This is a genomic window from Prauserella flavalba (assembly GCF_003202235.1).
Classification (GTDB): Bacteria; Actinomycetota; Actinomycetes; order Mycobacteriales; family Pseudonocardiaceae; genus Prauserella_A; species Prauserella_A flavalba.
In genome coordinates, this window is sequence record NZ_MASU01000005.1 from 1,093,159 (window position 1) to 1,107,848 (window position 14,690).

At 71.4% G+C, this 14,690-nt stretch carries 11 protein-coding genes; 5 read left to right on the top strand and 6 right to left on the bottom strand.

Annotated elements, in window-relative coordinates; all coding sequences use genetic code 11:
• Nucleotides 1-58 precede the first annotated feature (58 nt).
• The 4 genes from BA062_RS12710 to BA062_RS12725 are packed head-to-tail and all read left to right on the top strand — an operon-like array spanning nt 59 to nt 7,116.
• Nucleotides 59-1,603, top strand: coding sequence for a 4Fe-4S dicluster domain-containing protein (locus BA062_RS12710; protein ID WP_110336247.1), 1,545 nt, complete (start codon nt 59-61; stop codon nt 1,601-1,603).
• 30 nt (nt 1,604-1,633) lie between these two features.
• Nucleotides 1,634-4,468, top strand: coding sequence for a molybdopterin-dependent oxidoreductase (locus BA062_RS12715; protein ID WP_110336248.1), 2,835 nt, complete (start codon nt 1,634-1,636; stop codon nt 4,466-4,468).
• Nucleotides 4,462-5,574: an Mrp/NBP35 family ATP-binding protein gene (locus tag BA062_RS12720; protein WP_110336249.1), complete on the top strand. Its 1,113-nt coding sequence runs from the start codon at nt 4,462-4,464 to the stop codon at nt 5,572-5,574. Before BA062_RS12715 ends, BA062_RS12720 begins: the two co-directional genes overlap by 7 nt.
• Before the next feature lie 3 nt (nt 5,575-5,577).
• Nucleotides 5,578-7,116, top strand: a complete 1,539-nt coding sequence (locus BA062_RS12725) for a SulP family inorganic anion transporter (RefSeq protein ID WP_146240030.1) — start codon at nt 5,578-5,580, stop codon at nt 7,114-7,116.
• A 21-nt stretch (nt 7,117-7,137) separates the two neighbouring features.
• On the opposite strand, the gene BA062_RS12730 is transcribed toward BA062_RS12725, so the two are convergent.
• The 4 genes from BA062_RS12730 to BA062_RS12745 form a co-directional block, all read right to left on the bottom strand.
• On the bottom strand, nt 7,138-8,019 hold the full coding sequence (locus tag BA062_RS12730; RefSeq protein ID WP_110336251.1) for a succinate--CoA ligase subunit alpha: 882 nt from the start codon (nt 8,017-8,019) through the stop codon (nt 7,138-7,140).
• Entirely contained in the window at nt 8,019-9,179 is a 1,161-nt protein-coding gene (locus BA062_RS12735) for a succinate--CoA ligase subunit beta (RefSeq protein WP_110336252.1), read from the bottom strand. Before BA062_RS12735 ends, BA062_RS12730 begins: the two co-directional genes overlap by 1 nt.
• A 2-nt stretch (nt 9,180-9,181) precedes the next feature.
• A complete protein-coding gene (gene sauS / locus BA062_RS12740) occupies nt 9,182-10,693 on the bottom strand; it encodes an acylating sulfoacetaldehyde dehydrogenase (RefSeq protein WP_342768901.1) in 1,512 nt (503 codons plus the stop codon).
• A 162-nt stretch (nt 10,694-10,855) separates the two neighbouring features.
• On the bottom strand, nt 10,856-11,659 hold the full coding sequence (locus tag BA062_RS12745; protein WP_110336254.1) for an IclR family transcriptional regulator: 804 nt from the start codon (nt 11,657-11,659) through the stop codon (nt 10,856-10,858).
• A 132-nt stretch (nt 11,660-11,791) separates the two neighbouring features.
• On the opposite strand from BA062_RS12745, the gene BA062_RS12750 reads away from it, so the two are divergent.
• Entirely contained in the window at nt 11,792-12,820 is a 1,029-nt protein-coding gene (locus tag BA062_RS12750) for a phosphotransacetylase (protein ID WP_110336255.1), read from the top strand.
• Between the two features lie 8 nt (nt 12,821-12,828).
• On the opposite strand, the gene BA062_RS12755 is transcribed toward BA062_RS12750, so the two are convergent.
• Nucleotides 12,829-14,193: an SLC13 family permease gene (locus BA062_RS12755; RefSeq protein ID WP_110336256.1), complete on the bottom strand. Its 1,365-nt coding sequence runs from the start codon at nt 14,191-14,193 to the stop codon at nt 12,829-12,831.
• An 81-nt stretch (nt 14,194-14,274) separates the two neighbouring features.
• Complete coding sequence (locus BA062_RS12760; protein ID WP_110336257.1) at nt 14,275-14,685, bottom strand: aconitase X swivel domain-containing protein; 411 nt, start codon at nt 14,683-14,685, stop codon at nt 14,275-14,277.
• Between the last annotated feature and the right edge of the window lie 5 nt (nt 14,686-14,690).

The following is a 14,690-nucleotide window of genomic DNA, read 5'->3' on the forward strand; positions in this document are numbered from 1 at the left end:
TGGTACCGGGGCCTCTTTTCCGGAGTTAGCGTCACTGTGCGTCAGCTTCGGAGGTGTCATGCGCTACGGCTTCGCGATCGACCAGCGCACCTGCATCGGCTGCCACGCCTGCACAGTGGCGTGCAAGACCGAGCACGAGGTGCCGGTGGGACAGTTCCGCACGTGGGTGAAGTACGTGGAGTCCGGGGAGTTCCCCGCGACCACGCGCGACTTCGGTGTCATGCGGTGCAATCACTGCACCGACGCGCCGTGCGTCAAGATCTGCCCCACGCAGGCACTGTTCACAAGGGACGATGGGATCGTCGACTTCGACAACGAGCGGTGCATCGGCTGCAAGGCGTGCATGCAGGCGTGTCCCTACGACGCGATCTATCTCGACGAGGACACCCACACCGCCGCCAAGTGCAACTTCTGCGCCCACCGCGTCGACGAGGGACTCGAACCGGCCTGCGTGGTGGTGTGCCCGACCCATTCGATCTGGGTCGGCGACCTCGACGACCCGGGCAGCGGGATCGCCCGCCTGGTCAACGAGAACCCCACGCAGGTGCGCGCGCCCGAGCAGAACACCGGGCCCAACGTTTTCTACCTCGGCGCCGACCGGGCGGTGCTCGACCCGCTCGCGGCCCCCACCGGCGACACGTACCTGTGGGCCCGCCCCGACGAGCACCGCCGCAGCGCGTCCACCGACCTGCCTACCGACCCGGTGACGCAGGCCCGCACCACGCTCAACACGGCACACCCCCGGCCGTGGGGCTGGCGGGTGACGACGTACCTCTGGACGAAGGCCGCCGGTGCAGGCGCGATGCTCATCGCCGCGCTCGCCCACCTGCTCGGCATCGAGCTGGGCGGGACCGGCGACGTCGTGGCCCCCGCGCTCGGCGTCGCGGGGCTCGCCGTCACCGGCGTGCTGCTCGTGTGGGACCTCAAGCGGCCCGAGCGGTTCCTGTTCATCTTCCTCAAGCCCAACCCGAGATCGTGGATGTTCTGGGGCGCCGTGGTGCTCGCCGCCGCGGCGGCCGTGTTCACCGCCTGGCTCGCCACGGGCATCCTCGCCGCGACCGGCGAGCTGGCCGCGGCCACGGCCGACGCCGTGCTCACCGGGCTCGCCGTGCCCGCTCTGCTCACCGGGGCGCTGACGGCGGGCTACACCGGCTTCCTGTTCGGCCAGGCCGAGGGCCGCGACCTGTGGCAGTCGCCGCTCTTGTTCTGGCACCTGATCGTGCAGGCGCTCATGGTGGGTGGCGGCGTGCTCACCCTCGCCGTCGCCGCGGGCGAGCCCTCCCCCGCCGCCCGCTCGCTGCTGCTCGCCGCGCTCACGCTCGGCGCGGGCGGTCACCTGGTGATGACGCTGCTGGAATACCTGGGCAGGCACACCACCGCGCACGCGGCAGCCGCGGCGCACATGGTCACCTCCGGCCGCTACGCCCGCCTCTTCTGGACCGGCGGCGCCGGCCTCGCCGCGCTCGGCGCGCTGCTGGGCGGCGTGGGCTGGGCAGGCGGCCCGCTCGTGCTCGCCGCCGCGGGTGGCGTCGTCGTGCAGGCCGCGCTCCTCGCGTACGAGAGCGTCTTCGTCCGCGCCGGGCAAGACGTCCCGCTGTCCTAGAACCCAGCACCGCCGAAAGGAGCCAGAGTCATGAGCGGGACCGACCCCGTCCTCCCCGGCTCACGCAGCCACGAGCACCTCCGCAACTTCCCGCCGGTGTCCGCGTGGGACCACCACGTCGAGTACGACGCCAAGGCGCATCCGCGCAAGGTCGCGCATTCCTACCTGCTGGTGCCCACCACGTGCTTCAACTGCGAGAGCGCGTGCGGCCTGCTGGCCTACGTCGACAAGGACGACCTGTCGGTCAAGAAGCTCGAGGGCAACCCGGCGCATCCCGGCTCCCGTGGCCGCAACTGCGCCAAGGGTCCCGCGACGATCAACCAGATCAACGATCCCGAGCGGATCCTGTACCCGTTGCGCCGCACCGGCGAACGCGGCGGGGGCGGCTGGGAACAGGTCAGCTGGGACGAGGCACTCGACGACATCGCGGCCCGGATCCGGACCGCGATCGTCGAGGAGCGGCACGACGAGATCATGTACCACGTCGGCAGGCCCGGCGAGGACGGCTTCGCCGAACGGTTCCTCACCGCCTGGGGCGTGGACGGGCACAACACGCACACCAACATCTGCTCGGCCGGGGCGCGGTTCGGGATGTCGCTGTGGACCGGCTACGACCGGCCCTCGGCCGACCACGCCAACGCCAAGGTGATCCTGCTGCTGTCGAGCCACCTGGAGACGGGGCACTACTTCAACCCGCACGCCCAGCGGATCATGGAGGGCAAGCAGTCCGGGGCGAAGCTCGTGGTGATGGACCCCCGCCTGTCCAACACGGCCTCGCACGCCGACGTGTGGCTGACGCCGTGGCCCGGCAGCGAGGCCGCGGTGCTGCTGGCCGTGGCGTCGTACCTGCTGCGCACCCGCCGCATCGACACCGAGTACGTGCGCCGGTGGTTCAACTGGGACACCTACCTCGCCGAGCTGCACCCGGACGCGCCCCGCGACTTCGAGACGTTCCTCGACCGCATCACCGACGACTACGCGGACTACACCTTCGAGTTCGCCGCGCAGGAGGCGCAGGTACCGGCCGACCGGATCGAGGAGATCGCCGAGCTGGTGGCCGACTGCGACGGGCGGCTGTCCGCGCACATCTGGCGGGCGGCGGCCGCGGGCAACCTCGGTGGCTGGCAGGTCGCCCGGGCGCTGTGGTTCGTGCTCGCGCTCACCGGCAGCATCGGGACCAGGGGCGGCACGAGCCCCAACGGCTGGCACAAGTTCATCCCGCACGGCCCCGCCAAGCCCGAGCCGCACGAGCGGTGGAACGAGCTGATCTGGCCGCGCGACTATCCGTTGTCCACCAACGAGATGTCGTTCCTGCTGCCCCATTTCCTCGCCGAGGGCCGGGGCAGGCTCGAGGTCTACTTCTCGCGCGTCTACAACCCCGTCTGGACCAACCCCGACGGGTTCACCTGGATCGAGCAGCTGTCCGATCCGGACAAGGTGGGCCTGCACGTGGCGCTCACGCCGACGTGGTCGGAGACCGCCGAGTTCGCCGACTACGTCCTGCCCATGGGGCACGCCAGCGAACGGCACGACACGCATTCCTACGAGACCCACGCCGGGCGGTGGCTCGGCTTCCGGCAGCCGGTGCGCCGCGTGGCGATGGACAAGCTGGGCAGGCCCTACACCGACACCCGCGACGTCAACCCCGGCGAGGTGTGGGAGGAGAACGAGTTCTGGTTCGAGCTGTCCTGGCGCATCGACCCGGACGGCTCGCTGGGCATCCGCCGCTACTTCGAGTCCCCGTACCGGCCCGGCGAGAAGATCACCGTGGACGAGTACTACCGGTGGCTGTTCGAGAACCAGGTGCCGGGGCTGGCGAAGAAGGCCGCCGACGAGGGCATGGAGCCGCTGGAGTACATGCGCCGCTACGGCGTCGTCGCGCTGGACGACGAGGTCTACCGCGTCGACGAGCGCGCCGTACCCGGCGAGCAGCTGGAGAACGCGACCGCCGACGAGAACGGGGTGCTGCGCACCCCGGTGACCCCGGACTCCGTGGCGCCCGTCGTCGGCGAGGCCGGTGCGATCGGCCTCCGGCACGAGGACGGCACCGCGACCGTGGGCTGGCCGACGCCGTCGCGCAAGCTGGAGGTGTACTCCACGGCGATGCGCGACTGGGGCCGTCCCGAGAAGGCCACGCCCGGCTACCTGCGCTCGCACGTGGCCCGCAGCGAGATCGACGTCGAGGCGGGCGAGCTGGTGCTCGTGCCCACCTTCCGGCTGCCCACGCTGATCCACACGCGCTCCGGCAACGCCAAGTACCTCAACGAGATCTCCAACACCCACCCGCTCTGGCTCCACTCGCTGGACGCCGCGCGGCACGGCGTGGTGACCGACGACCTCGTGCGCATCAGCACCGAGATCGGTTACTTCGTCGCGCGGGTGTGGGTCACCGAGGGGATCCGGCCCGGTGTCTGCGCGCTGTCCCACCACATGGGCCGGTGGCGGCTGCACCCGGGCGAGGGCAGCCGCTGGACCACCGGCATGGTGGAGCTGTCCCATCCGGACGGTGAGCACACCTGGCTGCTGCGGCACCGCGGCGGGGTCGCGCCGTTCGACTCCTCCGACCCGGACTCGAGCCGGATCAACTGGGAGGACCCCGGCGTGCACCAGAACCTCGCGTTCGCCGTGCACCCGGACCCGGAGTCGGGCATGCACTGCTGGCTGCAGAAGATCAAGCTGGAGTACGCGCACCCCGGGGACCGCTACGGCGACGTCTACGTCGACACGCGGCGCTCCGCGGAGGTGTACCGGCAGTGGCTGGCGCGCACGAGCCCCGACCTCGGTCCCGGCGGGCGGCGGCGACCCGAGTTCATGATGCGCCCGCTCGCCCCGAAACTGCGCGGTTACCGGGTGCCGGAATGCTGACCCGGCGCGGCACCACGGTCGACCACGCGGCCCTGCGCGAGGCCGTGGGCGCGGTGGAGGACCCGGAGATCCACCGGGGCCTCGGCGAGCTCGGCATGCTCCGCGACGTCACCACCGACCGGCGCGGCACCGCCCACGTCGCCGTCGCGCTGACCACGCCCACGTGCCCGTTGCGGGAGCAGCTGCAGGCCGACGTCACCGCCGCCGCGTCGGCGGTGCCGGGTGTGACCGGCGTGGAGGTGAGCTTCACGACGCTGTCGGACCGGGAGCGGCTGGCGCTGTCGCAGCGGCTGCGCGAACAGCAGCCGGTGCGCCTCGGCGCCGAGACGCTCGTCTACGCGGTCGCGAGCGGCAAGGGCGGGGTCGGGAAGTCCTCGGTCGCGGCGAACCTGGCCGTGGCACTGGCCCGCGACGGCAAGCGAGTCGGGCTGCTCGACGCCGACGTGTGGGGCTACTCGGTGCCGCAGCTGTTCGGTGTCCGGCGCAGCCCGGTGGCGTTGAAAGGGCTCATGCTGCCGGTCGACGCCCACGGCGTGCGGCTGATGTCGGTCGGGTTCCTCGTCGGCGACGGTGAGCCCGTGGTGTGGCGGGGACCGATGCTGCACAAGGCGCTGGAGCAGTTCCTCACCGACGTGCACTGGGGCGAGCTGGACGTGCTGCTCGTGGACCTCCCGCCGGGCACGGGCGACGTGACGCTCTCGCTGCTGGAGCTGCTGCCGAGGGCGGCGCTGCTCGCCGTCACCACCCCGCAGGTGAGCGCCCAGACGGTGGCGACGCGGGCGGGGCGGATGGCGGCGGACCTGCGCATGCCGCTCGCGGGGGTGGTGGAGAACATGTCCACACTGGTCTGCGAGTGCTGCGGTGAACGCACGGCGCTGTTCGGTTCTGGTGGCGGGCAACGGCTCGCCGACGACCTCGGCACCGAGCTGCTCGCCCGCATCCCCCTGGACGCCGCGCTGCGGCACGCCGGGGACACCGGTGTGCCGGTGGTGGCCGGGGCTCCGGAGGCACCGTCGGCGCTCGCGCTGTCCGACCTCGCGGCGCGGCTGCCCGTGGTGCGCAGGAGCCTGTCCGGGCTCGCCCTGCCGCTGTCGGTGGTCCGCTGAGCCGTGCGCGTTCCCCGAATCGCGCGACCGCGCGGCAAGACACTCGTGTACGACGCCGTCGCGGGCGTGAGCGTCGCGATGGTCGGCATCCCGCAGTCGCTGGCCTACGCCGAGCTCGCCGGGATGCCGCCCGTCGCCGGTCTCTACGCCGGTGCGCTCCCGCCCGTGCTCGCCGCGATCTTCGCCTCGTCGCCGTACCTGCAAACCGGTCCGGTGGCGATCACCGCGCTGCTGACGTTCAGCACCCTGAGCACCGTCGCGACCCCGGCGAGCCCCGAGTACGTCGGTCTCGGCCTCGCGCTGGCGTTCGTGATCGGCGTGGTCCGGGTGCTGCTGGGCGTGCTGCGGGCGGGCTGGCTCGCGTACCTGATGTCCCAGCCGATGCTGCTGGGTTTCGTGCCGGCCGCGGCGGTGCTGATCGCCGCGTCGCAGGTGCCGAAGGCGCTGGGCGTGAACCCGCCGGAGGAGGGCAACGAGATCGTCGCCGCGGTCACGAGCCTCGCCGATCCCGGGGCGTGGAGTCTCGCGGCGCTGGCGGTCACGGCGCTCACGGCGCTGGTGATCGTCGGCGGGCGGCGCCTGCACACCCTCTTCCCCGGCGTGCTCGTGGCCGCCGCGCTCGGCGTCGCGGTCTCGGCGGCCGGGCTCTATCCCGGCGCCGTCGTGCAGTCCGTGCCGTCGGGCCTGCTGCCGTTCACGCTCGACGACATTCCGTGGGACCGCGTGCCCTCGCTCATCCTGCCCGGCGTCATCATCGCGCTGATCGGGTTCACCGAGGCCGCGTCGATCGCACGCCGGTTCGCCGCCGAGGACGGCGGCCGGTGGAACTCCAACCGCGAGTTCGTCGGCCAGGGCGTGGCGAATCTGGCGGCCGCGGCGGTCGGCGGGATGCCCTGTGGCGGCTCGTTCTCCCGCAGCTCGGTGAACCGGATGTCGGGAGCGCGCACACGGTGGTCGGGTGCGTTCACCGGGTTGACCGTGCTGGCGTTCCTGCCGTTCGCCGCTGTGCTCGAACCACTGCCGCTGGCCGTGCTGGGCGCGATCGTGATCGTCGCGGTCACGGGTCTGCTGAAATTCCGCCCGCTCGTGCGGCTGTGGCGGGTGTCGCGGCCGCAGGCGATGATCGCCTGGGCGACGTTCCTGGCGACGCTGCTGCTGGCTCCGCGGCTCGACCTGGCCGTGCTGCTCGGCGTGGGGCTGTCGCTCGCGGTGTTCCTGTGGCGGCTGCTGCAGCTGGAGGTCGACGTCACCGCGCACGACGGCGAACTGACGCTCGCCCCTCGGGGCGTGCTGTGGTTCGGCACCGCGCAGCGGCTCGACTCGCTCCTGCACGACCTGCTCGCCGCGCACCCGGACACCGTGCGGCTCGTGCTCGACCTGACCCGGCTGGGCCGCATCGACACCACCGGCGCGCTCGTGCTGCGCTCGATCCTGGAGCAGGCGCGAGGCTCCCGGCTGGAGACCGAGGTGCGGGGTGTTCCGCCGCAGTCTCAGCAGCTGACCGACCGGGTCCTGACGCCGAGGACGAGCCCGCTGGAGTGAGCGGGCCCGTCCTCTGGTGGTTCACGCCGCGGGCTTGACGCCCGCGGCCAGCAGGGCGTCGCCGATCCCGCTGGGCAGGTCCACCACGGTCGCGCCCGCCGAGGTGAGGGCGTCCACTTTGGAGGTACCGCTGCCCTTGCCCGCGCTGACGATCGCGCCGGCGTGGCCCATGCGGCGGTCGGGCGGGGCCGAACGGCCCGCGATGAAGGCGACGACGGGCTTGCGCATCGTCGCGATGTACTCGGCCGCGTCCTCCTCCATCGAGCCGCCGATCTCCCCGACGAGCACGACCGCCTCGGTCCGCTCGTCCTCGTCCAGCTCCCGCACGGCGTCGAGTGTGGTGGTGCCGAGGATCGGGTCGCCGCCGATGCCGATGAACGCCGACTGCCCGTAGCCCGCGCTGACGAGGTTGAGCGCGACGAGCGTGCCGAGGCTGCCGCTGCGGGAGATCACGCCGATCGAGCCCGGCCGGAAGATGTTGTCCGCGAAGCCGGGCATGATGCCCACCGACGCCACCCCGGGCACCACGAGGCCCGCGGTGTTGGGGCCGAGCACCCTGGCGCCGTGGTCCCTGGCGTCGGCGAGCACGTGCATGATGTCCTGGTAGGGCACGTGCTCGGTCAGCAGCACGATCTTGCGGACCCCGGCTGCGACGGCGTCACCCGCGGCCTTGCGCACCGCGAGCGGCGGCACGAACAGCACGGACACGTCCAGCTCGTGCTCCCGCGCCGCGTCCACGACCGAGTCGTACACCGGTACGCCGCCGACCTCCCGGCCGCCCTTCCCGGGGCTGGCGCCCGCGACGATGCGCGTGCCGCACTCCGCCATCCGCTCGGCCCAGAAGGAACCCTGCCTGCCAGTGAGTCCCTGCACGACCACGTTGTCCTGCGCGGAAACCAGCATCAGCCCGCCACCTTTCCCTCGCCCGCCGCCGCGGCGACCGCCGCGCGGACCGCGTCGTCCATCGTGTCGTACGGCTCAACACCGAGCCGCTCCCTCACCAGCCGGATCGCCTTCTCCTCACCCGTTCCGTGAATCGAGAAGAAGATCGGCAGCTCCGGCCTCAGCTCCTCGATCGCGGCGAGCACGCCCTCGGTCATCACGTCGGTCCGGGCGAACGCGCCGCAGAAGTTCACCACCAGGCTGCGCACCCGCGGGTTGTCGAGCACGAGCCGCAACGCGGGAGTGGCCTTGGTGTAGGCGTCGCCACCGATCTCCAGGAAGTTGGCGGGCTTGCCACCGTAGTGGGTCACCGCGTCGAGGGTCGTCATCGTCAGTCCCGCACCGTTGGCCAGCACCCCGACCTCGCCGTCGAGCTCCAGGTACTGCAGGCCGAGCTCGCGCCCGCGCCGCTCCAGTTCCGTTCCGGTGTCATCCCGCTCGGGCACGAGGTCGGCGACCAGCTCGGCGTGCCTGCCGAGCGCGCCGGGGTCGAGCGAGATCTTGCTGTCCAGTGCCACGACCTCGCCCGCGCCGGTCACCACGAGCGGGTTGACCTCGACCAGCTCGGCCTCCACCGTGCGGTACAGCCGGTACATCGTGAGCAGCGCCGAGGTCACCTGCTCCTCGACGTGCTCGCCCAGGCCGAGGCCGGTGACGAGCGAGCGCGCGGCGTCCGCGGTGAGGCCGGTGCGGATGTCCACGCCGAGCCTGCGGATCGACTCCGGGTCGCGGGCGGAGAGCTCCTCGATGTCCATGCCGCCGGCCGGGCAGAACAGCACCAGCGGTCCCTTGCCAGCCGGGTCGTTGAGCACCGAGGCGTACAGCTCCTGCGCGATGTCGGCGGCCTCCTCCACCAGCACCGCGTCCACGCGCGAACCGGCCAGCTCGCTGCCGAGCAGGCGCGCCGCCGCCCCCGCCGCGTCCTCGGGTGCGCCGGCGAAGCCGATGCCGCCGGCCTTGCCCCGCTTGCCCGCGGGGACCTGTGCCTTGAGCGCGACACGGCAGCCCAGCACCGCGGCCGCCTGCTGCGCGGCCTCGGGCGTGGTCACCACCCGGCCCCTCGGCACCGGCACGCCCGCCTGCGCGAGCAGCTGCTTTCCCTGGTGTTCCAGCAGTTTCATGGTCACCGCCCGTAGGTCTCGTGGTAGCGGCCCCACAGCTGTTCCTCGGTCGGAACGCGGGGCGGGATGACCCGGGCCAGCCGGGTGATGTTGAGGAAATGCCGGTAGGACAGGTTGTCGCTGATGCTGTTGCCCGCCCACGTCCCCGCCCCCATCGTGAGCGTGAACCCGAGGCCGTTGTCGAAGCCGCCGCCCGTGCCGAAGCAGTGCGCCTGGTTGACGAGCACGCGGGCCACGCGCAGCCGTTCGGCGACCATCGTGGCGTGCACCTCGGTGGCGGTGTGGATGCCGCACGAGTGCCCGGCGCCCTGGAAGTCCAGCAGCCGCTGGATACGCTTGATCGCCGCGCCGAGATCGTCGAACCGGTAGACCGTGAGCACGACGGAGAGTTTCTCGCCGCTGAACGGGAAACCCGGTCCGACGCCGTCCTCCTCGACGAGGAAGAAGCTCGCGGACCGCGCCTCCGGTGAGTCCAAACCGGCCAGTGCGGCGATCTTGCCGGGCGGCTGTGCGGTGATGGCCGAGCTGAGCTTGCCGTCCGGCCACATCACGGCGGCGAGGCGTTCCTTCTCTTCCGGGGTCAGCAGGTAGCCGCCCTGCTCGCCCAGCGCGCGCAGCGTCGCGTCGTAGACCGCCGAGTGAATGTGGACGGAGTTCTCCGACGAGCAGCTGGTGGCGTAGTCGAAGGTCTTGCTGCGCTTGATCTTCTCGGCCGCGCCGGCGATGTCGGCGTCGGCGTCGACGATGACGGGCGCGTTGCCGGCACCGACCCCGATGGCGGGGGTTCCGCTGCTGTAGGCCTGCCGGACGTTGCGCTGCGAGCCGGTGACCACCACGAGGTCCGCCTGCCGCATGAGCTCGTTGGTGAGCGCCTTGCTCGGTTCGGCGATGAACTGCACGAGGTCGCGGGGTGCGCCGACCTTGTCGAGCTCGGCGTGGATGTACTCGACGAGGAGGCGGCACGTGGAGGCGCCCTTGGGTGAGGGCGAGAGGATCACGGCGTTACCGCCCTTGAGCGCCATCATGGTCTTGTTCGCCGGGGTGGCGGCGGGGTTGGTGGACGGGCAGACGGCGGCCACCACGCCGACAGGTTTCGCGTACTCGGTGATGCCGCTGTCCGGGTCGTCGGCGATCACGCCCACCGACTTCGCGCCGGTGAGGTCGCGCAGCGTGCCGAGCGTCTTGCGCTGGTTCTTGGCGACCTTGTCCTCGACGTTGCCGAGGCCGGTGTCCCGCACGGCGAGCTCCGCGAGCTCCCTGGCCCGGTCGGGGCGGTAGATCGCCCACGCGGCTCCCGCGACGACGTCGTCCACCTGTTGCTGGTCGTAGTCGGCGAAGATCGCCTGCGCGGCTCTGGCCCTCGTCACCAGCGCGGCGACCGTGTCCGCTGCGGAGGTGTCCTGTGTCTGCATGGCCTCGCGTCCCTTCTGACGTGGCCGCGCGTCGTCGCGACGCTGCGACTGACTCACACATGACCGGCAGGGTTCCCGGCGTAGACCCGCCAGGAATTTCACAATATGGCAGGTAATTCCAAAACTACGAGGGAGCCACTACGGAGTCAACGGCCCCACCTGCGTAGCAGGTGTGCGCTGAGTCACGCCGACCCGATCGCAGTGAAGGCCACCATGCCTGCGTTGAACGCAGTGAAGGTGGCCTTCACTGCCGATGGGGCACGCTCAGAAGGTGTGGCCGGGCGGCAGCAGTGCCGAGATCTCCTTGGCCGCCCGCATCGCCACGGGGCCCAGCTCGTCGAAGCGCTCGTCCGGAACCCGCACCGCGGGCGCCTGGATGGCGATGGCGGCGCGCGCGATACCGGCGCCGTCGCAGATGGGCGCACCGACACACCGCACGCCCTGCGTCAACTCCTCGTTGTCGATGCTCCACCCCCGCGCGCGGGTGCGCTCCAGCTCCGAGCGGAGCTCCTTGGGAGTGCCGAAGGTGTTCGGCGTCAGCTGCTCAAGGCGCTTCACGCCGCGCAGCATGCGCTGCTCGGTCTCGGCGTTGAACGCGAGCAGCACCTTTCCCATGGACGACGCGTGCAGCGGCACGCGCGTGCCCGGCGGCTGCGTGAACCGCAGCGGCTTGGCCGACTCGATACGCTCCACCACCACGGCCGTGTCACCGGAAAGCACGCCGAGGTTCACCGATTCGCCCGTGCTGGCCGCGACCTGCTGCAGCACCGGGTACACGACGTCGAGCCCGAAGTTGCGGTGCGCCGCCTGCCCGAGCAGCAGCGCGCCCGTGCCCAGGTAGTACCGCTCGCTGTCCTCGTTCTGCGCGAGGTAGCCCTCGCTGACCAGCGCGCGCACGATGCGGTGGGTGGTGCTCACGTTGAGCCCGAGCTCCTTCGAGATCATCCCGACGCCCAGATCGCCGCGATGTTCCCGGAACAGGCGTAGTACGGCGAACGCACGCGAGATGGTCTGCGCGCCGACCACCGGGCCGCCATTGGGCCGCCCCTCACGATCCTCGGCCGACATGGCACCTCCTGTCACATGTTGGAATCAGCGTACTCCGCCGCGTTGACAGAGGTCCTCAACCTCCCTTAACGTCCAAACTTGGAACTCTATGTCATATGTTGAAATGATTCGGCAGCTGGAGAGGTAGGCACGATGAGCGGTGCGCGGACGGTGCGAGCGGCCCCGGCCGAGAGCGAGCCCGTCCGCGAGCTGCTCGACCGCTGGCGCCGGGAGCTCGCCGGAGGGCCGACGCGCGTGCTGCTCGCCGACGGCGAGGACCCGAGGGCGGTCGAGGCCGCCGTCCGGCTGCACGAGCAGGGCCTGCACGGCGTGCGCCTGCTCGCCTCGCCCGCCCACCTGCCCGCGCACGCCGCGCGGCTCGCGCTCGACCCCGGTGAGCTGGCGGCCGACCCCCGGGTCACGGAGACCCTGCGCGCCGCCTTCGGCAAGCAGCCCGCGCCGAGGTTCGACAGCGCCCGCGAGGACCCGCTCTACCTGGGTGTGGCGGCGCTGCGCGCCGGTCTGCTCGACGCGTGCGTCGCCGGGGCGACCCGGCCCACCGCCGACGTGCTGCGCGCCGGGATGCGCGTGCTGGGCCCGGCTCCGGGCGTCCGGCACGTCAGCAGCGCGTTCCTGATGCTGCTCACCGACGGCAGGATGCTCGCCTTCGCCGACTGCGCCGTGCTGCCCGACCCGGACGCCCACCAGCTCGCCGATATCGCCGTCGCCGCCGCCCACACCTACCGTGACCTCACCGACCGCGCACCCGTCGTCGCCATGCTGTCGTTCAGCACCCAGGGCAGCGCGCGTCACCAGTCGGTCGACAAGGTGCGCACGGCCACCGCGCTCGTGCGCGAGCGGCTGCCCGGTCTTCCCGTGGACGGCGAACTGCAGCTCGACGCGGCGCTCGTGTCCGCGGTGGGCCAGGCGAAGGCTCCGGGCTCCGCTGTGGCCGGCAACGCGAACGTGCTCGTGTTCCCCAACCTCGACGCGGGCAACATCGGCTACAAGATCGCCGAGCGGCTGGGCGGCGCGATCGCGCTCGGACCCATCGTGCAGGGCCTGCGCGCACCGCTCAACGACCTCTCGCGCGGTTGCGACAGCCGCGACATCGAGATCATGGCGATGATCAGCGGAGTGCAGGCCCTCGGTGCCCGGACCGGACACCGAGGGCCTGCCTGACACCGGGGTCACAGGACCACGAAGATCAGCCAGCTCAGCAGCGGCGCGAAGGCGATCACCACCACGGACCACAGCAGCAGGCGCCGGAAGAACAGCCTCGGTTCCATGCTCTTCTGGTTGGCCACGAGCAGCGCGCCGTTCGTCGACAACGGACTCACGTCGACCACGCTGGAGGCGATGCCGATCGCGCTGATCGTGCCGAGCATCGGCAGCATGCCCTGCTCGAGCACCGGCACGGCAAGCGGGATCGACGCGCCGAGCACACCCGCGGTCGAGGCGAATGCCGAGATCACGCCACCGATGTAGCACGCGGCCAGCGCCGTGAGCAGCGGGTTGCCGCTCGAGGTGAGCAGGTTGCTCAGGTAGTCGATCGTGCCGATCTCCGACAGCACGCCGACGTAGGTGAGCACACCGCACACCAGCAGGACCGCAGACCACGGCAGGTTCTTGATGCACTCGCCGTACCGGCCCGGCGAGAGCAGGGTGAGCACCACACCGGCGGTCAGTGCCACGAACCCGACGTCCAGCCCGAAGATCATGGTGCTGAGCACGAGCCCGACGATGGCGATCGTCGTGGCCACCTGGTGCACGGTGTCCCGGCCATTCGGCTTCGCCGGCTCCTCGCACTCGGACTCGCCCGCGTCGCCCGTGGTGCCGCCGGTGGCGCCGCCCGTGGTGGCCTCGGGCGGCGCCGCCATCGCGCCCGGTCCGTCGCTCGCTCCGGCCATCGCGGGCACGCCGGACGCCACGGTGACGGTCTGGCGCCTGCGCACCAGTCGCAGGCCACCGAACACTACGAACACGACACACGCCACCACGACGTTGAACAGCAGGCTGTTGAGAAACAGCCCCATCGGCTCGCGCGGCAGGCCGTTGTCACCCAGCAGCCCGTTGGTGATGGCGCCGAACGGGCTCAGCGGCGAGAAGGAGCCCGCGGTCGCGCCTTGCACCACCATGAGACCCATCAGCAGCGGGTTCACCTTGTGCTGGCTGGCGAAGCGCAGCGCGATGGGAGCGACGATCGCGACCGCCGCCGCGCTCAGCGCACCCGCCGCCGCGACGAACGCGGCGAGCAGGAACATCAGCCACGGGATCGCCGCGACCCGGTTTCCCACCAGCCGCATGGATCCGTCGATGATCCGTTGCAGCGTGCCGTTCTCCTGCGCCAGCGCGAACAGGTAGGTCACGCCGACGATCAGGATGAACAGGCTGCCCGGGAACCCGCTGATGATCGAGTCGACCTCGAGCCCGCCGAACCCGGCACCGATCACGAACGCGGCCACCAGCGCCAGGATGCCCAGGTTGATGGAGAGAAATGACGCCAGTACGAACATGCACACGAGTACCAGCAAGGAGAGGATTTGCACATTCACGATTCCACGACTCCGTCCTCATTGACCGGTCGGGTTTCTTCACCTGCCTGCCGTCTCCCCCTTGCCCCCCGCGGTGTCGGGTCAGCCTCCGCCGAGCGTCTCCACGCGCCCCTCGCCCGGGATCAGCCGCAGCAGCTGTCCCGTCTCGATCGACGTCACGGGGTCGGGCTCGAGCTCGTGCATGATCGGAATGCCCGCGAACACGGCACCCTGCACGAGCACCGGGTTCGTCGTCCGCAACACCAGCCCGGCCGGTGCCAGCCCCCGGCTCTGCAGGTCCAGCAGCCGCCAGCCCGTCGCGGTGCCGCCCTTGGCGGTGGGCACCACGAGGATCCTGCCCGCGATCGACTGCCCGCAGAGGTCGTGGGACTCGCGGCTGATCACGCCCGTGTCGTGGTCGAGGTCGTAGCGCGCGCTGAACGCGTCGTTCGACACCAGTGCCGGTGCCTCCACCACGTCGCCGAACCCGACGGCGCCGATGAGCTCTGTCATGGTCC